The 17,946-nt window shown below is 38.3% G+C and carries 20 protein-coding genes and 1 riboswitch; of the genes, 9 read left to right on the top strand and 11 right to left on the bottom strand.

Annotation, left to right across the window (positions count from 1 at the left end):
* Positions 1-178: 178 nt before the first annotated feature.
* Positions 179-356, bottom strand: a riboswitch (cobalamin riboswitch).
* Between the two features lie 160 nt (positions 357-516).
* From BMZ04_RS13005 to BMZ04_RS12995, 3 genes are read right to left on the bottom strand one after another with little or no spacing between them, the layout of a single operon-like run.
* On the bottom strand, positions 517-1,344 hold the full coding sequence (locus BMZ04_RS13005; protein ID WP_093271201.1) for an undecaprenyl-diphosphate phosphatase: 828 nt from the start codon (positions 1,342-1,344) through the stop codon (positions 517-519).
* A gap of 11 nt (positions 1,345-1,355) precedes the next feature.
* Complete coding sequence (locus BMZ04_RS13000; RefSeq protein ID WP_093271198.1) at positions 1,356-1,958, bottom strand: DedA family protein; 603 nt, start codon at positions 1,956-1,958, stop codon at positions 1,356-1,358.
* The gene (locus BMZ04_RS12995) at positions 1,958-3,046 is read right to left on the bottom strand and encodes a metallophosphoesterase (RefSeq protein WP_093271195.1); all 1,089 of its coding nucleotides are present in this window, start codon (positions 3,044-3,046) and stop codon (positions 1,958-1,960) included. Before BMZ04_RS12995 ends, BMZ04_RS13000 begins: the two co-directional genes overlap by 1 nt.
* A 233-nt stretch (positions 3,047-3,279) precedes the next feature.
* Between BMZ04_RS12995 and BMZ04_RS12990 the strand changes: the two genes are divergently transcribed.
* The 6 genes from BMZ04_RS12990 (at position 3,280) to BMZ04_RS22030 (ending at position 7,220) form a co-directional block, all read left to right on the top strand.
* Positions 3,280-3,633 carry a lmo0954 family membrane protein gene (locus tag BMZ04_RS12990; protein WP_093271193.1) on the top strand — a complete coding sequence of 118 codons (354 nt, stop codon included), beginning with the start codon at positions 3,280-3,282 and terminating at the stop codon, positions 3,631-3,633.
* A 13-nt stretch (positions 3,634-3,646) separates the two neighbouring features.
* A complete protein-coding gene (locus tag BMZ04_RS12985; RefSeq protein WP_093271190.1) occupies positions 3,647-4,285 on the top strand; it encodes a PspA/IM30 family protein in 639 nt (212 codons plus the stop codon).
* A 122-nt stretch (positions 4,286-4,407) separates the two neighbouring features.
* Positions 4,408-5,109: a cell wall-active antibiotics response protein LiaF gene (gene liaF / locus BMZ04_RS12980; protein ID WP_093271188.1), complete on the top strand. Its 702-nt coding sequence runs from the start codon at positions 4,408-4,410 to the stop codon at positions 5,107-5,109.
* Positions 5,106-6,263, top strand: a complete 1,158-nt coding sequence (locus BMZ04_RS12975; protein ID WP_093271185.1) for a sensor histidine kinase — start codon at positions 5,106-5,108, stop codon at positions 6,261-6,263. Before liaF ends, BMZ04_RS12975 begins: the two co-directional genes overlap by 4 nt.
* Entirely contained in the window at positions 6,238-6,879 is a 642-nt protein-coding gene (locus tag BMZ04_RS12970) for a response regulator transcription factor (RefSeq protein WP_093271181.1), read from the top strand. Before BMZ04_RS12975 ends, BMZ04_RS12970 begins: the two co-directional genes overlap by 26 nt.
* A gap of 59 nt (positions 6,880-6,938) precedes the next feature.
* Entirely contained in the window at positions 6,939-7,220 is a 282-nt protein-coding gene (locus tag BMZ04_RS22030; RefSeq protein WP_143128302.1) for a hypothetical protein, read from the top strand.
* On the opposite strand, the gene BMZ04_RS12965 is transcribed toward BMZ04_RS22030, so the two are convergent.
* Together BMZ04_RS12965 and BMZ04_RS22825 are read right to left on the bottom strand one after the other, a co-directional pair.
* Positions 7,123-7,737: a P-loop NTPase family protein gene (locus BMZ04_RS12965; RefSeq protein ID WP_093271178.1), complete on the bottom strand. Its 615-nt coding sequence runs from the start codon at positions 7,735-7,737 to the stop codon at positions 7,123-7,125. The two genes, BMZ04_RS22030 and BMZ04_RS12965, sit on opposite strands and share 98 nt — an antisense overlap.
* 116 nt (positions 7,738-7,853) lie before the next feature.
* Entirely contained in the window at positions 7,854-7,985 is a 132-nt protein-coding gene (locus BMZ04_RS22825; RefSeq protein ID WP_255367912.1) for an ATP-binding protein, read from the bottom strand.
* Positions 7,986-8,104: 119 nt separating this feature from the next.
* Between BMZ04_RS22825 and BMZ04_RS12960 the strand changes: the two genes are divergently transcribed.
* Positions 8,105-8,395, top strand: a complete 291-nt coding sequence (locus tag BMZ04_RS12960; RefSeq protein WP_093271175.1) for a hypothetical protein — start codon at positions 8,105-8,107, stop codon at positions 8,393-8,395.
* Between the two features lie 398 nt (positions 8,396-8,793).
* Here BMZ04_RS12960 and BMZ04_RS12950 read toward each other — a convergent pair whose 3' ends face one another.
* A complete protein-coding gene (locus BMZ04_RS12950) occupies positions 8,794-10,983 on the bottom strand; it encodes an MFS domain-containing histidine kinase (RefSeq protein WP_093271170.1) in 2,190 nt (729 codons plus the stop codon).
* 141 nt (positions 10,984-11,124) lie between these two features.
* On the bottom strand, positions 11,125-11,817 hold the full coding sequence (locus BMZ04_RS12945; protein ID WP_093271166.1) for a response regulator transcription factor: 693 nt from the start codon (positions 11,815-11,817) through the stop codon (positions 11,125-11,127).
* Positions 11,818-11,978: 161 nt separating this feature from the next.
* Between BMZ04_RS12945 and BMZ04_RS12940 the strand changes: the two genes are divergently transcribed.
* Positions 11,979-12,845: a BsuPI-related putative proteinase inhibitor gene (locus BMZ04_RS12940; RefSeq protein ID WP_093271162.1), complete on the top strand. Its 867-nt coding sequence runs from the start codon at positions 11,979-11,981 to the stop codon at positions 12,843-12,845.
* Between the two features lie 94 nt (positions 12,846-12,939).
* Entirely contained in the window at positions 12,940-13,287 is a 348-nt protein-coding gene (locus BMZ04_RS12935) for an ASCH domain-containing protein (protein WP_093271157.1), read from the top strand.
* A gap of 286 nt (positions 13,288-13,573) precedes the next feature.
* Here the strand turns inward: BMZ04_RS12935 and BMZ04_RS12930 are convergent, their stop codons facing one another.
* The 4 genes from BMZ04_RS12930 to aceA all read right to left on the bottom strand — a co-directional run bounded on the left by BMZ04_RS12930 (position 13,574) and on the right by aceA (position 17,763).
* Positions 13,574-13,945, bottom strand: coding sequence for a YolD-like family protein (locus tag BMZ04_RS12930; protein ID WP_143128301.1), 372 nt, complete (start codon positions 13,943-13,945; stop codon positions 13,574-13,576).
* 776 nt (positions 13,946-14,721) lie between these two features.
* Complete coding sequence (locus BMZ04_RS22595) at positions 14,722-14,844, bottom strand: YhfH family protein (RefSeq protein ID WP_218145522.1); 123 nt, start codon at positions 14,842-14,844, stop codon at positions 14,722-14,724.
* Positions 14,845-14,856: 12 nt separating this feature from the next.
* Positions 14,857-16,449, bottom strand: coding sequence for a malate synthase A (aceB, locus tag BMZ04_RS12920; RefSeq protein ID WP_093271143.1), 1,593 nt, complete (start codon positions 16,447-16,449; stop codon positions 14,857-14,859).
* 30 nt (positions 16,450-16,479) lie between these two features.
* On the bottom strand, positions 16,480-17,763 hold the full coding sequence (aceA, locus tag BMZ04_RS12915) for an isocitrate lyase (protein WP_093271139.1): 1,284 nt from the start codon (positions 17,761-17,763) through the stop codon (positions 16,480-16,482).
* Positions 17,764-17,946: the final 183 nt, after the last annotated feature.

Genomic DNA, 17,946 nt, shown 5'->3' with positions numbered 1-17,946 from the left:
TCGGTTCGTATTGATATATGTGGTACTCACAACTTTGGAACACAAAAAAGCGATGTCTCAAGCCATCTTCGGCTGAGTCATCGCTCAAAATTTTAAAGTAGGAAACAATAAGACTATTCCATGGAAATGAGTAAGAAAGAGTCCTTCGCCTCCACCTCTCAACCCCCGAAGAAAGTGTTGCTTCGTACGATAATAAGGCAGGTCTACTGGCTCGTGTTCATCCTTCTGTCTGCCTTCCCATGAATTTTCACAGTGGCTCTTAGACAGTTGTCTACACTTACAGTTGCGGGGACAGCTTCGGTATTTCACCGAATTCCCTATTAAACCATAAAGGTACCTAATCATCGTTAACATACTATATATTGTGTTTACTTCACTCATTTAATCTAACATATTGTGTTTAGGCTTGTACAGGGGAAAGAAATAATTGCATCCAAAGAATCATTTCAATAGTTATTTGACCGAAATAATAAGCAACGCAAAAGGCAGACACCCTAAAATGTCTGCCCTCTCTTATTACATAAATACGATTATAGCTAGCACTGCCGCTAACACCAAACGGTAAATCGCAAATGGCATTAATTTGATGCGTGAAATAAGTTTTAAGAAGAATTTGATTGAAATAAGTGCGAATACAAATGCACTGATAAAACCTACTGCATAAAATCCTAAATCATTCATATTAATCTGTTCCCAGTTTTTCAGAACTGACACTAGGCTTGCTCCAGCCATAATTGGCACTGCCATAATGAACGTAAAATCTGCCGCTGTTTTATGGCTCAACCCGAATAATACACCACCAGAAATGGTAGCACCTGAACGGGAGAATCCTGGCCATAATGATAGACATTGAACTAATCCCACTTTAAAGGCTTGTGCATATGTAATCTGATCCAAACTAACAATTTTCGGTTTTTTGGGTCCAAACTTATCCGCAATAATCATTAAAATAGATCCAGCTACAAGGCTGTATATAACTGTTTTTACACCAAATAAATTATCATCAATAAAGTCCTTTAACGCAAATCCTAAAATAACAGCAGGAAGCATTCCAACAATTACATGTAGCAAATTAAACTGTTTGCTCGATTGTTCACTATCCATTTTATATAATCCTACTAAACTAAATAACCGCTTCCACATGACAATAACTACAGCTAAAATTGATCCCAATTGTACAACAATTTTAAATGTATTTGCAGAATACTCTCCTAAAAATAGCTCTGTTTTCAACCACATATCATCGACAATGATCATATGCCCTGTGGATGAAACAGGTGCAAACTCCGTCATACCTTCAACAAAACCTAATATTAATGCTTTTAATAACTCTAATAGTTCCATAAGATCATCCCTTAGTCACGTTTTTTAAAATACCATACAAGAAATGCAATACCTACAATTGCTAAAATAACATATACGATATTAGAGTAAATATCCATATATCCTACGATTTTATCCCAATTTTCTCCTACTGCTGCTCCAACCGAAACTAAAACCGTATTCCAAATGAGTGTTCCTAGCGTTGTAAATAATAGAAATAAACCAAACTTCATTTTCGACATACCAGCTGGAATCGATATTAAACTTCTAACAAGTGGAACAAGTCTTCCGAAAAACACTGCCCAAACGCCGTATTTGTCAAACCATGCGTCCGCTTTATGAATATCTTTAATCGTCAAACGCAAGAACTTCCCATACTTCTGAACTATTTTCTCTAAACGCTCTACATCTAACAGCGTACCGATCCAATATAAAATAGCTGCTCCAACAACCGAACCAGCCGTTGATGCGGCAATTATCCCAAACTTAGTCATCATTGTTGTTGTCGTCATAAATCCTCCAAGCGTCAAAATGACTTCTGAAGGAATTGGCGGGAAAATATTTTCAATTAATATTAGTAAAAATACACCAAGATAACCAAACTGATTCATCCAATCTGCGATCCATGCTTCCATTATATTTCCACATCCTCTAACTTAATGTCTACTGTCCATAGCTCCGATTGGCTCCCTAACCGAATAGGTGGACCCCAAAAACCAAACCCGGACGATACTATAGCATGCAAGCTTCCTTTTTGTTTATACCCATAATCTAATTCAAATAATTTCCGAGTAAAAAGATGGTTCGGCCACATTTGCCCACGATGTGTATGTCCAGATACGTGAAAATCAGTGCCTTCTTTTTCTGGGATTGATAAATTCGAAGGTGTGTGATCCATCACAAACCACGGAAGATTGTGTTGCTGCGGGGCTAAATCCGAAAGTTGCTTTCTTTCTTTATTCGTCAAATCTTCTCTACCAGTTAAATAGAACGAATCCGCCACTACAATAGTTTCATCTAGTAACATTTTTACATTAGATGCTTCCATTTCTTCTACCAAAAGGGGGATTTGCTTTCCATAGTACTCATGGTTTCCAAGGACTCCATAATTACCATACGTAGAAGTGAGTTGTTTCATCACTTCAGACATTCCTTTTTTCACAAACCAGATCGGATCATCATCGACTAAATCGCCAACTAATAATACTACATCTGGACGCTCTTCGTTCGACTTTTTCACAAAACGTTTTAAATGCGCCTTATTGGATAATAAACCAATATGGAAATCAGAAGCAACTACCACTTTTAATGCGGTCAACTCTGCATCCTTTTTTGGCAACGTAATTGAAAGCTCACGAACGACGGGCGTATATGCATTATACGTCCCAATAACAATACTTAATACAAATAAAAAGAAAACAATCGAACCAATGACTATGAGTTGATCTGGCATAATCCACGTTGCAATCGTTGCTAATGGAAAAAGGATTATTCCATACTGCATAATAATCATCCAATAAGAACCTATTATATGAAACAACCGTAATCGATGATCAATTCTCGCAATTAATAAGGCATATCCAATGAGTGCCCATATAATAATGAAAACCAGCCTATTCACTGGTAGGAATACTTCTAACCACTTAAAAACACACCAACCAAAATAAAACACAATGGCGGTATAAACAACAATTGCTAGTACAATAGCGCCCACTTTCTTCATTTCCGCTCTCCATTTTATGTATTTTCCATTAGTATAGCAGATTTTAACTTGCTTTCGCAGAAGCAAGTTAAAGCCTTAGGCGGATGTCACAATTTTTGAATTGCGACGAGGCGCGATTGTTCTACCTAGTATCTCTAGGCCTCTAGACCGATATGAAAATCATTTCTAAGCCCGTTTGGATAAGTTCATGAAATTGATAAGCTATAACTACAAACGAGAGGAGGAACACTCACATGAAAAAATTTGGTTTATTAGTACTTGGTATTATTGCAGGAATCGTAGTTCTTGCTAACTTAGGTTCCCTATTAGGATTAGGTGTATCAGCGTTAATCGTATTTGCAGGGATACACTTCTATTTAAAAAGTGAATCTACTTTTTTAAAAATCTTTTGGGCAAGCGTTAGTATTTTAGGGTTAATCTCTGCAGTAGTAAACGTACCTGGTTTCTTCGGAATTTTGGCAATCGTAGGTGTCTGGTACGTGGTTAAAAAATGGAATAACGAACCTGTAAGCTTTTCCAAATCAGCAGTAAAATCAGATGACCCATTTGTAAATTTCGAAAAACAATGGAACGAACTTTCAAAATAAGGAGGAAACAAACATGACATCATTATGGAATCGATTAAAATATTCAGTAGAGGCAGATTTACACAAACTATTTGATAAAAAAGAAGAACAAAACCCGATTGCGATGCTGAACCAATACATCCGTGAAGCAGAAAAACAAACAGAGCAAACTGGTAAATGGTTAGAACGACAAGGACAATTAAAACAAGAGCTTGAAAAAGAACTTGCAGAAACGACGGAAATGGTAGAAAAACGTACACGTCAAGTAGAGCTTGCCACTGCAAGCGGTGAGGAAGATTTAGTCGCTTTTGCACAAGCTGAAGTAGATGCTTATAGCGAAAGAACAGCTGTCTTACAAAACAGTATCTTAGAAACTACAGAAGAACTTTTCGGGTTAGAACGTAAATACGAAGAGATGAAGCACAAAATAAAAGACATGAAAGTTCGTCAATTACAATTAATGGGCAAAGAAAATGTAACACGTGCACATCACCAAATGGATCGTGTGCTGCAACCGGAACAAAAAGAAAAAAACTTCGGCACATTCCAAGAAATGGAACATTATATCGAACGCTTAGGACAAAAGATTGAAAAAGAACATGAAGTTACTTCTATGGAACAACGTTTAGTAATGTTAGAAAAAAACGCACAAACTAAGCAAGAAATTGTGTAAACTATAGATAATGAATAGAGGGGAAGTAATCTTCTCCTCTCTTTATATCTTAACGAACAATAAGATATGTATTTAAAGGTTTAAATCTGTATCTTATTGTTTGTAAAAAGGAGGGAAACTGTATGAAGGAAAATCAAACGAACAAGCTTGCCTTTATTATTATCTGTTTTGTTTTTCTTATGTTCATTGAGGCTACAGTTTTTGGAAACGGTAGTATTATATTAGCCCTTCTTGGTATTGGGATGATCTATTTTAGCCTACGTAAACAACGTCGTTTTTTATTTTGGACTGGGGTTATCTTTCTTCTTATAGCCATTTTTTCCATGTGGAGTTTGCGACTTTTCCTGATGGCCATTATGTTGTATATCCTTTATAAACTTTGGAAGAATGAGCCGATACGTAATGTAGTCCGTCCATTTGGTAACGTATATGTTGAAACACCAAATAGTATTATTCAAAATAAGTTATTTTCAGCACAGACGACTCCTTTTCAAGCGTATGAATGGCAAGATGTCCATGTACAAGGTTTTTACGGAGAGCATATGATTGATGTGACGGAAACAGTTTTACCGAAAGGCACTTCTTTTATTTCTATTCGTCAAACGCTCGGAAAAGTAGTCATTTATGTTCCGTATGAAATCCCTGTGCGACTCCACTATGCAACCATTATTGGGGAAGCGAATATTTTCGGCCGTGGTGCTCAACGATTATGGAACCAATCTATCGTATTAAAGGATGGTTATTTGGATGATGTGACATATGCTTCGGAGTTAGTAATCACTGTATCTACATGGATTGGGGATATCGAGGTGATTCGCAAATGAAGATATTTCTAGGGCAAGGATTTTCTATTTTTATAATATTATTGGCACTTGCAACGCTGCTTTTATATGCCGTTTGGGGTTGGCCAAACGATCTAATGTGGTGGTCATTACTAGAAAACACGTATGCGCAAGTACCTTTTGGAGTTTGGATTATTGTTGTTTTAGCATTTATGAGTTTTAGTTTTTCACTGAACACACTTCAAAAGGTACGGGACCAAGAAAAAAAGATTGAAACAAGCTTACGACCGTTGTTAGCGGCAGAATCTTATGTACCGAGCAAGAAAAAATATGTGCATTCCAAGCGCCTACAGGTTACAGCAAATCAAATAGAACAACTCATTTTGACGCAGCGAAAAACATTAAAACGAATTACAAATGAAAAAGCAGAAGCACAAGATAAGCTTATTCAAGAACGAATCGTGCAAGAAAGACAAAGACTAGCAAGAGAATTACATGATTCGGTTTCACAGCAATTATTTGCTGCATCGATGCTTCTTTCTGCAATGGTGGAAATTGAGGAATCACAGCACGGAAAAGCTTCCAAAACATTAATGCAAACCGAAAAAATAGTACAACAAGCCCAGCTGGAAATGCGGGCATTACTTCTCCACCTTCGTCCAGCGGCTTTGCATGATAAAACATTGAAAGAAGGATTAGAAGAATTACTAGTTGAGTTGCAGCAAAAAGTATTTTTCACGATACGTTATCGACTAGAAGAAGTTCCATTGCCTAAAGGAGCGGAGGATCATTTATTCCGCATTGCTCAAGAAACACTTTCCAACACATTGCGACATGCAAATGCAACAGAAGTCGATATTCTATTCGTTGAACGAGACAACCTCGCTATTTTCCGCGTGCAGGATAATGGTGTTGGCTTTGAATTATCTGAAGGTAAAAACGGTTCGTATGGACTTCAGAACGTAAAAGAACGAGCAGTAGAAATCGGAGCGACTTGCAAAGTAGTTTCAGTCCCTTCACAAGGTACGATTGTCGAAGTGAAACTACCAATAGAAAAGATAAGCGAAGGGAGCTCGCTTAGCCTTGACAAGCAGATAGCAATTCCCGAGGAGGAAGCTCCTCAACCACCTCAAGCTTGGCATTCGGATACTAGAAAAGAGGAGATAGATAATGATTCGAATATTATTAGCGGATGATCATGAAATGGTTCGAATTGGCGTATCTGCTTATTTACAAGCACAGCCTGATATGGAAGTTGTCGCAGAAGCAGTAAACGGTAAAGAAGCGGTAGAAATGGCACTACAGCATAAACCAGATATTATTTTAATGGATATGGTCATGCCTATTATGAATGGTGCAGAAGCGACACGTGAAATCGTGCAAAAGTGGCCAGAAGCAAAAGTAATGATTGTCACAAGCTTTATCGATGACGATAAAGTATATCCCGCACTTGAAGCTGGCGCAATCAGTTATTTGTTGAAAACGTCCAAAGCTTCTCATATAGCGGATTCTATTCGAAAAACATTAAGTGGCGATGCTGTTTTAGAACCCGAAGTAACGAATAAAATGATGAAGCGGATGCGCCAAGGTTCTGAACATGCACTCCATGAGGATTTAACGGATCGGGAACGCGAAGTATTGCTGCTGATGGCAGAAGGAAAAACAAATCAAGACATTGCGAACACCCTTTTTATCGCATTAAAAACAGCTAAAACGCATGTCAGCAATATTTTATCGAAACTGGAAGTAAGTGACCGGACGCAAGCTGTTATTTATGCGTTTGAACATAAGCTTGTTACACCGAAAAAATAACCGATAAGCGCTGTTCATCATATGCTAATAAAAAGACGGAGTAAAGGATGTTTGTGTACATGATGCCTAAAGATCCAAGTAGCCAGTTACCGCCCCGTGTAGGTGCGACCGTGGGTTTAATTGGAGCTGCCATTATTACGATTGGCTTTATCGTAGATACCATAGGTGAGGGAATTGAGTTATCTGAAACACTTCGAAGAGACGAGATTGAAAAGCGATCAATTAAGAAACAGCAGCTACAGTTTAAACAAATACACCAAAAACTGGATCGTTTAGTAGATGAAATAGATGAAATGAAGAGAAGAGAAGAGAAGAGAAGAGAAGAAGATGATAGCCTATAACGGATTTTAGGTTATCTTTTTTTTTTAGAAACCAATCTTCTACCTCTTCATCTGTTTGAAATCGATGTACTTTATGCTCAAAAGCACTAAATTTCATGATAAACTTTGGCTTCATCTGCTCTTCGAAGTATCTATTCCATTTGAACATTTGACGAAACATAGAGAATGTCGGTTTATAATTTGCTTTCTCAATCCGCAACAACTGGCGGATATATCTTTTTACAATTCGCTGTACCCGCTTTTGCGAAGGGAAATCTAAAAAGATAATTTGATCAGCTTCTTGCAACCCCGTATCTGTCCAATCTATATGAACTCCTTCAATAATCCAATGATCCAATATAATGGCATCCTGCAACAGCTGATCACGCACTTCTATTTCATTTCGAATGTCACCCGTCAGATGCCTTGTCCATACGAAATTATCTGTTTGAAAATGTGGCACTTGAAGCTTTGCTGATACTATACGAGCTAGCGTTGTTTTACCACTACCTACCGATCCTACTATATAAATCTTCATTTCGTAAATCCCCTTTTACTAATCGTATCAAAATAGAGAGTGATGGTTTTCCAACTAAACTATCATTTTTTCCCCTTCTCATCACACACACCTTTAAAAAAACGGGACATCCTTAATTAGATTCCCCACTCGCAATCCGCCTCCGCGTAGACAATCGATTGAGTAATGGCAAGGCCTAGTCCAGATCCATCTGTATGGCTTGATTTGTCTGCTTGTTTGAATCGCTCTAGTTTATAAAAGTGTTTCATTTTTAAAATACAGACCTTTTTCGTATCTATACCTTAACCAAATATGGGTCTTAGTCTAAGCCTCTTCATTAATTAAACATAGCCTATACTATATCCTAAGATGGGAGGTAAAAAGTCCAATGCATCGACACTCAATGGTTCCCGTTATTAGATCGCGTTTTGGAGACGGTTATGAAGACGGTTATGCAAACCAAATGTTGCCCGAATACGGAAACCAAATGTTTCCCGGATACGGAAGCCAAATGTTTCCTGGATACGGAGGCCAAATGTTGCCCGGATACGGAGGCCAAATGTTTCCCGGATACGGAGGCCAAATGTTTCCCGGATACGGAAGCCAAATGTTTCCCGGATACGGAAGCCAAATGTTTCCCGGATACGGAAGCCAAATGTTTCCCGGTTTTCCTAGATAAATAAGAACAAGAGGATACCATGACGGTTCACGCCGTTCAAGGAATCCTTTTTTTAGTTTCTGTTTTGAAAGAGAGGGGTCGAGGAAATCTTATGTAATGCTTTCATTATATATTAATTAATCTGGCTCTACATGAACCTGAATAAACAAATAATCTATCTCAATTTCTTTTGGATCTCGGAAGAATTCGACTTTCTTCTTATTTGTCTCCTTGGTAACGTATGCTTTTTTTCTTGAAATTCTACATCTATCAAACCTTTGAGAATATTTTCTCACGTATTCAACTGAACTGCCCCGAATTAATTTGTCTCTACTTTCTTTACAGAAGACCAATTTTTCCAACTACTCATCACATCCCATAAAAAAGCGAGAAATCCAATATTAGATTCCCCGCCCTTATTATATTATTCCTATTTTTACAGTTACTTTAAATAAGTCTCCATCTACTTCCATTCGTAAACTGCCGCCGTGTAAATCTACGATTGATTGCGCAATGGCAAGGCCAAGTCCAGATCCATCTGTATGGCGCGATGTGTCTGCTCGTTTGAATCGCTCGGTTAATTCATTGACGTCATTGCCTAATTCATACTTTGCAATATTTTTGATAACGAAAACAGCTTCTCCGGCCACTTGATCCAAATTGATATACACCCTTGTATTTGGGAGCGCATATTTCAACGTGTTAATGATTAAATTATCAAGCACTCGCCACCATTTTTGTCCGTCAACGTAGGACATAATTGGTTTTGTTCCAATCGCTACACGGTAATCTAACCCTGATTTATCGATATCTTCTTGGTGTTCGGCAATTGCTTGTTGCAATAATTGCGTTAAATCGACCTTCCGTTTATCTAACTCGATATTACCCGATGCCATTTTCGACACTTCAAACAAGTCCTCAATCAATGTTTTCAAACGCATTGATTTTTTATCCAAAATCGCAATATAGGATGCTCGCTCTTCATCTGTAATATTGGGATTTTTTAATAAGTCCGTATACGTAATGATCGATGTTAACGGGGTGCGAAGATCATGACTTACATTTGTGATAAGCTCCGTTTTTAATCGTTCACTTTTTGCTTGCTCAGAATGAGAAGACTTTATTAGGTTGCGTATTTCATTCAACCCGTTGGCATGCTCTGCAATTGCGGATTTTCCTTTTACTTCAATTTCATTTCCAGTTATGCCTTTTGCCATCTCCTCCGTTTTCACGAAAATGCGGTTTAAGTATGCTGTTCTAGACATTAAAACAACGAGTACTGGAATTCCGATCAATAAAGTCGCTGGTATCCAAACGATTATTACCACTGGTATCATAAGTACAAGTAGGGTTCCAACACCCCAGAAGAACACGACGATTAACATAATCAACGTTTGAAGCCCGATAGATTGCTTCAAGAAAAATCCTTCTAATGATTTCACCCAGCTATAAGTAAGACTACCCTTCCAATCGATTGTACCAAGACCAGCGCGCATCCACTTCCACTGATACAGCGTGAATGCCATAAAAATTACTGCAAAAACAAATGTAAATATTTGCATGTCATAGTCATGGTATATTACGAAATCCTCCAAAACCACAGTAGTAATAATTACTACTAAAATACTCATAAGGAAAAATGCTAATTTTACATCAATCGGCAACTTGCGATACTTTTCTTCCCAAATTTTATGTCGAAACGTTTCGCTATTTTTTCTCCACAATAAAGTAAATGCAACTGCCGCTAAAATTCCTGCTATAAGTACTCCATAAAATACTCGTTGGTTTGTTAAAAAGTATTGATATTCATAAGCTCTATGTCCACTTAAAATACTTGATTCCGGAATAGCAATTGTCCCTTCAAAACGTGCAAATGGATTCCCCATTATATCACTGACTATCCAGCTATCATCCACTTGTTGATAGACAATGCGCGCTTTTAAGTAGCCATATTTACTCGAATATTCTTTTTTATAGGCGTTTTTCGATCTTATTTCCCCGTTCGTAAAGTGCTCACCTGTTTCGACATTCTTTAAGTCATATACAAAGTCTTCTTTTTGATTTAATAAATCATTTTTTGCACGTTCGATCGATTTGTAATAAGCATCTACTTGCGCTTCTTTTTCCGCTCGAACCTTGTTTTCTACGTAACTATCATCTTCGAAGTTTTTCGTGATATCCGCTAACTTTTTATCACGTTCTGCAAGTAAAGTCTCGTCCGGTGTTTGCACTGATGTGGTTACCTCTTCAGATGCCCCTTCTTGTACTGCGTCTGTCGCTGTTTCTGTTGTCACTTCTCCTGTGTCACTTTGGTATTGATGTCTTATCGAATCTAATTGGCTTTGCAGGTCCCCGTATCGATAGCGGTATTCCTCTATTTCCTCTGGCGTTACTGTAATTTTTTTCTTCACTTCTTCTTTATCTGGTGGTGCTAACACTAGTGGGACAATAGAGTCCTCAAATTCGGATAGCTGCCGCCCAAAATCATCACTATCGAAATAGCTTGTACCGATAAAGTTTCGACCTTGTTCTATTAGTATAAACAGCGCTAATACAGTGATTACCGCCAACACGCTAAGTAAAATATTTCTTCCTATTGCATGCTTCATCCTGCAACGCCCCCTTTCATATTTCGTATAATTTGAACAAAACTTTCTTTAATTTCTATTAGTGGCATCCAGTTAGCTAGACAGTAGGTGAAACAAATGATGCCGCACGCAATTGCTAAAATAGACAATAGTAAACTCCATTTACTTGTCGATTTTATAGCCAACTCCCCACACCACCTTCACATATCTTGGATTTTTCGGATCTGCTTCTATTTTTTCTCGTATTTTTCGAATATGTACCGCCACAATATTCTCGGCATTATAGGCAGGCTCATGCCAAACACGTTCGTATATTTCATTGATGGAAAAAACTCGTCCTGCGTTTACCATTAATAGTTCTGTTATTTTGAACTCAATTGGTGTTAGTTTCACCGGTTCCCCTTCGACCGTGAGTTCTTTTGCTTCTTTGTTTAGCACCAGTCCATCGACTTCAATCGTTGCTTTCTGCCCTTGATACGTACCTAGCTTTGTATAGCGTCTTAGCTGCGACTTCACGCGTGCTACAAGTTCCATTGGATGGAATGGCTTCGTTACATAATCATCTGCTCCAACGGATAATCCATGGATTTTATCCGAATCCTCTGCTTTAGCACTGAGCATAATAATCGGGAGGTTTTTTTGTTCTCTTATTTTAAATGTTGCTGCAATCCCGTCCATTTTCGGCATCATAATGTCTAACACAATGACGTGCACTTCATTTTCTTCTATTAACTGCAATGCTTCTAATCCATCAGCTGCTTTCAATACATTGTAGCCTTCATTTTTCAGATAAATTTCGATGCCGTCTCGAATATCCTGATCATCATCGGTCACTAATACTGTAAACTGTGTCATTTGCTTACCTCCTATCGCTTCTTTCTTATGTTTCTTATTGTACCGTTCATTTCTTAACATTTCAGAAGGATAATTATGAAGAATTTCTTAAGAAAATTGAAAATGATTAGAATGTAACTTTCTACGAGGTGAACAGTCTAATCCTATAAAGGAGTGATTCCATGAAAAAACTTATTTGGGGCATATTATCGATTTTCATTATTTTGCTCCTAGCGAGCTGTGGAACAAGTAATGCAGATTCGACTACAGGCGGAGACCCGCAACCGGAGGAACAGAAAACTATTTTGACTAAATTGAAAGTAAATGAGGATGGTAATGCTTCCTTTACGATTAAAAATGAAACAGAAGTTGATACGACATTAACATATCCAAGTGGACAGGAAATTGAATATCAACTTTTAGACAATGAAAATAATATTGTTTATACGTATTCAGCTGATAAAACGTTTATCTTAATGCTTCAAGAAAAAGTACTAAAGCCAAATGAAGAAATTGTCATTCGACTTGAGTTACTAACAGAGTTAGCAGAAGTACCCGCTGGTTCTTATACGCTTATAGCGTGGTCTACTTCTGATGAATTAAGTGAACAAAAAGAACAGGTTGCTTATAAGTGGCCAGGAAAAGAACAACCGGAAAGCACTGTATCAACGGATACAATTACCGTCTATCAAGGAGATGCAAATGCTGAGTATGTTGAACCATATGAAATTACAATTGATCCTTCAGGTGATGTAGTCCATCAGATTTTTGAAAAAATAATGGTGCTTGAAGTTGGATTAATTGATTATCGTTTTGAGAATAATAACACAAAACTAATATTGAATATGGACAGTGGATTAAATAATGTACAAGGAAGTGCCGGGGAGATGATGTTCATCGGAACGATTGTACATTCCTATTTCGATAACTTTCCCGAGGTAGAGGAAATATATTTTGAAAAGGAAGGAAAGTCTCCCGTTACACTCGCTCATCTAGTAGTGTCGGAGCCATTTACACGAGATCGAGTCTATACTAATTCACCTAACTAAAAAATACTCTTTTATAACCATAGTCTGAAATGCTTCTAACGTATACACTTACGTATAAATAGCAAAGCAAATATTTCAACAAGGTGGGCTTCACATGACAAATGATGAAAAAACAAATTTACCTCCAAAAACATGTTCAATTGAACGATTAATCACCAAAGAATCCGATATAGAACTAGTATTACAAGGGAAGAAAACCGCCACTCGACGTAACGGACGTTATGCAGATGTAGGTGAAGTGATGGAACTTAGCGGTCAGTCTTTTGTTATTAACGATGTATATAGTCAAGCGCTCGGTGATTTAACCGATGCACATGCACAGCAAGAAGGTTTTGAATCGGTAGAAGACTATAAACAATCAATCCTGTCTTATCATCCTGGTATGCCATGGTTACCCCATATGACTGTATGGGTTCATGAATTTAGTCCTGTAAAAGCTTAGATCCGGAAACTTTCCTCAATTACGCCTAGGCGTAATTGCGTCCAGATTTTGAATCGAGCTTGCTCGATTAACTCCTTTCAAAATCTGTGACATCCGCCAGAGGCTTTATCTTTGTTCAGCAGGCGTTTAGACATCCGCTGAACAGAAAACAAAACTGCATTCATCTCGCCACCTATTAAGGTGGGTGTCTTCTGCTCCTGCGCAAGCTCGTCGCAAAAAAGAAATGCTGAATAAAGATAAAACCACCTGCCATTATTGGTTGGTGGTTTGTTTTACGTCTTTTCGTTCATAATAGTATAGTTACATCCACAATTTCATCTAGTTGCAAGGCGAATGATGTAAGAATGTCTTCCATTTCAATTTTCCTTCTATTTATATCCACCCAAGTTACCTTTCCTAAATGACTATAGTATGCTCCGTTTCTCCATGTTTTTATTTCAACTTCTACATTTCGTTTCATCGCTAGTTGAATATTTTCTTGAATGATATCTAAATCCCATTCATCCAGATCAGGACGGGGAGCTTTCTTTTGATCTTCGATATATTCTCTGAGAAGTTTGACGTGTTCTGGCAACATCATTGCAACCCATTTTTTACTTCCTCGATCCTGTACTTTTGATAAGTCTAGTCTCCCCATCGTTTCATCCAAATTATCCACCTAGATCACCTTGCTTTCTTTTTGACTGACAGGAGCGATTGCCAATACGTTTGTTATTAGAAATGTTCGCTTTGCCTTCCTTTTAAAGCAATACGCTTGAAAAGAGTTGTCTTGTACCTTCAGTATTTTAACTCTTCTCCTACTGATTTCACTCAATTTAGATAGGTATACTAATTCCACATGCTGTCCTCGGCTAAAGTATTTCTCCAACGCTATACGCACAAACGTTCCCTCCTTTTGTTTAGTATATGAAACATACGTTCTTTTTACAACAAGAAAATACTGCTAAATTCATTTTATTTCACTTGTTGTCCGCTCCATTGGTTTCCGAAGCTTTCCGCGAGCGAGTAACCTAGCCTCCTCGTCGCAAGCTAGGTTACTGAAAAGTACATAGAATTTGTCTTTACTAATAATGTCGACCGATAAATAAGAAAAACGTTGAAACGGCTCCCTTTCCGCGGGCGTTGCCTTAGCCTCCTCACTGCGCTGCGGGGTCTTCGGCTAACGCTATCCCTGCAGGAGTGTCGCCTTTTTCAACGATTTTCGATAAATCCTAATTGAAAAGATTTAAGTGATAAAAACTTACTCCTTTAATAGCATGACGGTTTTCTAGCGGAAATCAACAGTTTCAAATTTCGCGCAACATTAATAGGCATATGCGCAATATAGAGTAGATTACCTGCAACATTAAATCCATTTGTACAACAAATAAATAGCTTTTACATAAAAAGCCCCATCCCTCTCGTAAAAGAAGGATAGGGCTTTCGTCTGTGGAATTATTCTTCGTTCATGCCAATGCAACGTTCGCATTCGTAAAGGGATGACTCTACTTTCTCATGAATTTCACATCCACATTCACGACAATGTTTTGTGTTTACCTCTTGAGTAGTTGTTTTCATGCAAATCACCTCCTATAATTTTTCATAACCAGGCAACGTGAGAAATTCTACAAAATCTTGTTCACTAATTAAGGAAAGGAATAGCTCAGCTGCTTCATCGTAACGACCATTTGCATAGTTTTTGCTGCCAAATGCTTTTTCCAGCTTATCTAATTCCTCTTGTAATGTTACTCGTACTAAACTTTCTGTAACCTTACGACCATCTTCTAGTTTTCCTTCTGGATGGCGAATCCACTGCCATACTTGCGTGCGCGAAATTTCAGCGGTAGCGGCATCTTCCATTAAGTTATTGATCGGTGCTGCTCCGTTTCCACGTAACCATGATGCAATATATTGAACCCCTACACTACAATTTAAACGCAGGCCATCTTCTGTAATGGAGCCTTGCGGTACTTCCAATAAATTCTTAGCTGCCACCTTCACATCTTCTCGTTTACGATGAATCTGATTAGGCGTAGGCATATGCTCATCAAATTCTCCTAATGCTACAGCGACTAGACCCGGATGTGCTACCCATGTTCCATCATGCCCGTCAGTGGCTTCTCTACGTTTGTCTTCTCGCACTTTTGCAAATGCTGCTTCATTCGCTGCTTCGTCACCTTTAATCGGAATTTGTGCTGCCATTCCGCCGATTGCCGGGGCATTTCTACGATGACATGTTTGAATACAAAGTTGTGTATAAGCTCGCATAAATGGCGAGGTCATCGTCACTTGACCACGATCCGGTAAAATCACATTGGGTTGATTGCGAAGTCGTTTAATGTAACTGAAAATATAATCCCAACGCCCGCAGTTCAGCCCAGCAGAATGGTCTTTCAGTTCATATAATATTTCATCCATTTCAAAAGCGGCCATTATTGTTTCGATTAAGACAGTTGCTTTAATCGTTCCATTCGGAACACCTAATTGCTTTTCTGCAAAGATGAAAATGTCGTTCCATAATCTCGCTTCTAGATGGCTCTCAAGCTTTGGTAAGTAAAAGTAAGGACCAGTTCCACGAGCTAGTGATTCCTTTACATTATGGTAAAAATATAATCCGAAATCGAAGAAACTCCCGGCAATCTGCTCCCCATCTACTAGCACATGTTTCTCAAGCAAATGGAGACCCCGTGGGCGAACCATTAGAACAGCCGTATCTTTTTTTAAGTTGTATTCTTTTCCATTGTCTTGTTTAAAAGAAATCGTTTTTCGAACAGCATCACGCATATTCACTTGACCTTCAATCATATTATCCCAAGTCGGAGATGTCGCATCCTCGAAACAAGCCATAAATGTCTTGGCACCGGAGTTTAATGCATTAATAACCATCTTACGATTGACAGGACCTGTAATTTCTACTCGGCGGTCTTTTAGATCTTCCGGAAGAGCAGCAATTGTCCAGTCTCCTTCTCGAATGGTCTTTGTTTCTTGTAAGAAGTCTAGTGTTCCTCCATTATCTAGCTGTTTTTGTCGTTCTTCCCTAGTTTCCAAAAGTCCTTTTCTTCTTTCATTAAACAAGTGGTGAATCGATGCTATGAATTCTAATGCACCTGGTGTTAGAATTTCTCTACTTGCTTCTGTTTCTTTTCCAACTATTTCTATGTTTTTAGCAGTGGTTTGTTCCATCTATTAATAACCTCCCATCCCCATGATTGATTATATAAATTGTGCTACTTCTGTAGAACCTTGCATCGCTGTAGTAGAGGAAGTTCCTCCAGAAATTACTTGTGAAATTTCATCGAAGTATCCAGTACCTACTTCACGTTGGTGTTTCGTCGCCGTGTAACCTTTTGCTTCATTCGTAAATTCTGCTTGTTGGAGCTTCGAGTAAGCAGCCATTCCATTTGTTTTATAGTCATGTGCTAGTTCGAACATACTGTGGTTTAATGCATGGAATCCAGCAAGTGTTACGAATTGGAATTTGTAACCCATTTTACCTAACTCCACTTGGTATTTTGCAATCGTCTCATCATCTAAATTTGCTTTCCAGTTGAATGAAGGTGAGCAGTTATATGCAAGCAACTTCCCAGGAAACTTTGCATGAATAGCATCGGCGAATTGTTTTGCTTCGTCTAAGCTTGGATGTGAAGTTTCACACCAGATAAGATCCGCATATGGTGCATATGCTAAACCTCGTGCAATTGCTTGTTCGATGCCTGGTTTAGTGCGGAAAAATCCTTCTGGTGTTCTTTCACCTGTGATAAATTCTGCATCTCGTGGATCGATATCGCTTGTGACCATATCTGCCGCATCCGCATCTGTGCGTGCGATTAATACAGTTGGTACACCAGATACGTCTGCTGCTAAACGAGCGGCGATTAAATTACGAATCGCATTTTGTGTAGGTAGCAGTACTTTACCACCGAGATGACCACATTTCTTTTCAGATGCTAACTGATCTTCTAAGTGAACACCTGCAGCTCCAGCTTCAATCATGCCTTTCATTAGCTCGAATACATTTAACGGTCCACCAAACCCAGCTTCTGCATCGGCAATAATTGGTGCAAACCAGTCGAAATGATCTTCTCTACCTTCTGCCTGATCGATTTGATCGGCACGTTGTAGTGCTTGGTTAATACGTTTTACGACTGCTGGCACACTATTTGCCGGATAAAGACTTTGGTCAGGGTACATTTGTCCAGAAAGGTTTGCATCTGCTGCAACTTGCCAACCACTTAAGTAAATCGCTTGAAGTCCCGCTTTTACTTGTTGAACTGCCTGATTTCCTGTTAAGGCCCCAAGTGCATTAACAAATTCTTCCTTGTGTAAGGAATTCCATAAACGCTCTGCTCCTTTTCGAGCCAATGTATGTTCAATTTGTAAGGAACCGCGAAGCTTTATTACTTCTTCTGGTGAATAAGGGCGTTCAATCCCTTTCCAGCGGTTCTCTTGATCCCATTCCGTACGTAATTGTTCGATTTGTTCTTGTCTAGTTAACATATTTTACATCCTCTCTTCATCTAATTTATTAAACTGTTAAAAACATTACTTTCTCACTGTTCCATAACAGTTTGTTTTCTTGTAATCTACTATATAACAATATTCAGAATTTTGCATAGACTTTTAGATAAACGACCTTTTTAAGAGGATGAAACGTAAATAAGGTGGATGAACGAAGAATTT

It is taken from the genome of Psychrobacillus sp. OK032, assembly GCF_900111345.1.
GTDB lineage: Bacteria > Bacillota > Bacilli > Bacillales_A > Planococcaceae > Psychrobacillus.
This window is presented reverse-complemented; position numbering and strand designations above follow the sequence as displayed.

Coding starts and splice junctions, on each gene's coding strand:
- BMZ04_RS13005 (WP_093271201.1), bottom strand. CDS start 1,344: ATGGAACTATTAGAGTTATTAAAAGCATTAATATTAGGTTTTGTTGAA.
- BMZ04_RS13000 (WP_093271198.1), bottom strand. CDS start 1,958: ATGGAAGCATGGATCGCAGATTGGATGAATCAGTTTGGTTATCTTGGT.
- BMZ04_RS12995 (WP_093271195.1), bottom strand. CDS start 3,046: ATGAAGAAAGTGGGCGCTATTGTACTAGCAATTGTTGTTTATACCGCC.
- BMZ04_RS12990 (WP_093271193.1), top strand. CDS start 3,280: ATGAAAAAATTTGGTTTATTAGTACTTGGTATTATTGCAGGAATCGTA.
- BMZ04_RS12985 (WP_093271190.1), top strand. CDS start 3,647: ATGACATCATTATGGAATCGATTAAAATATTCAGTAGAGGCAGATTTA.
- liaF (WP_093271188.1), top strand. CDS start 4,408: ATGAAGGAAAATCAAACGAACAAGCTTGCCTTTATTATTATCTGTTTT.
- BMZ04_RS12975 (WP_093271185.1), top strand. CDS start 5,106: ATGAAGATATTTCTAGGGCAAGGATTTTCTATTTTTATAATATTATTG.
- BMZ04_RS12970 (WP_093271181.1), top strand. CDS start 6,238: ATGATTCGAATATTATTAGCGGATGATCATGAAATGGTTCGAATTGGC.
- BMZ04_RS22030 (WP_143128302.1), top strand. CDS start 6,939: ATGATGCCTAAAGATCCAAGTAGCCAGTTACCGCCCCGTGTAGGTGCG.
- BMZ04_RS12965 (WP_093271178.1), bottom strand. CDS start 7,737: ATGAAGATTTATATAGTAGGATCGGTAGGTAGTGGTAAAACAACGCTA.
- BMZ04_RS22825 (WP_255367912.1), bottom strand. CDS start 7,985: ATGAAACACTTTTATAAACTAGAGCGATTCAAACAAGCAGACAAATCA.
- BMZ04_RS12960 (WP_093271175.1), top strand. CDS start 8,105: ATGCATCGACACTCAATGGTTCCCGTTATTAGATCGCGTTTTGGAGAC.
- BMZ04_RS12950 (WP_093271170.1), bottom strand. CDS start 10,983: ATGAAGCATGCAATAGGAAGAAATATTTTACTTAGCGTGTTGGCGGTA.
- BMZ04_RS12945 (WP_093271166.1), bottom strand. CDS start 11,817: ATGACACAGTTTACAGTATTAGTGACCGATGATGATCAGGATATTCGA.
- BMZ04_RS12940 (WP_093271162.1), top strand. CDS start 11,979: ATGAAAAAACTTATTTGGGGCATATTATCGATTTTCATTATTTTGCTC.
- BMZ04_RS12935 (WP_093271157.1), top strand. CDS start 12,940: ATGACAAATGATGAAAAAACAAATTTACCTCCAAAAACATGTTCAATT.
- BMZ04_RS22595 (WP_218145522.1), bottom strand. CDS start 14,844: ATGAAAACAACTACTCAAGAGGTAAACACAAAACATTGTCGTGAATGT.
- aceB (WP_093271143.1), bottom strand. CDS start 16,449: ATGGAACAAACCACTGCTAAAAACATAGAAATAGTTGGAAAAGAAACA.
- aceA (WP_093271139.1), bottom strand. CDS start 17,763: ATGTTAACTAGACAAGAACAAATCGAACAATTACGTACGGAATGGGAT.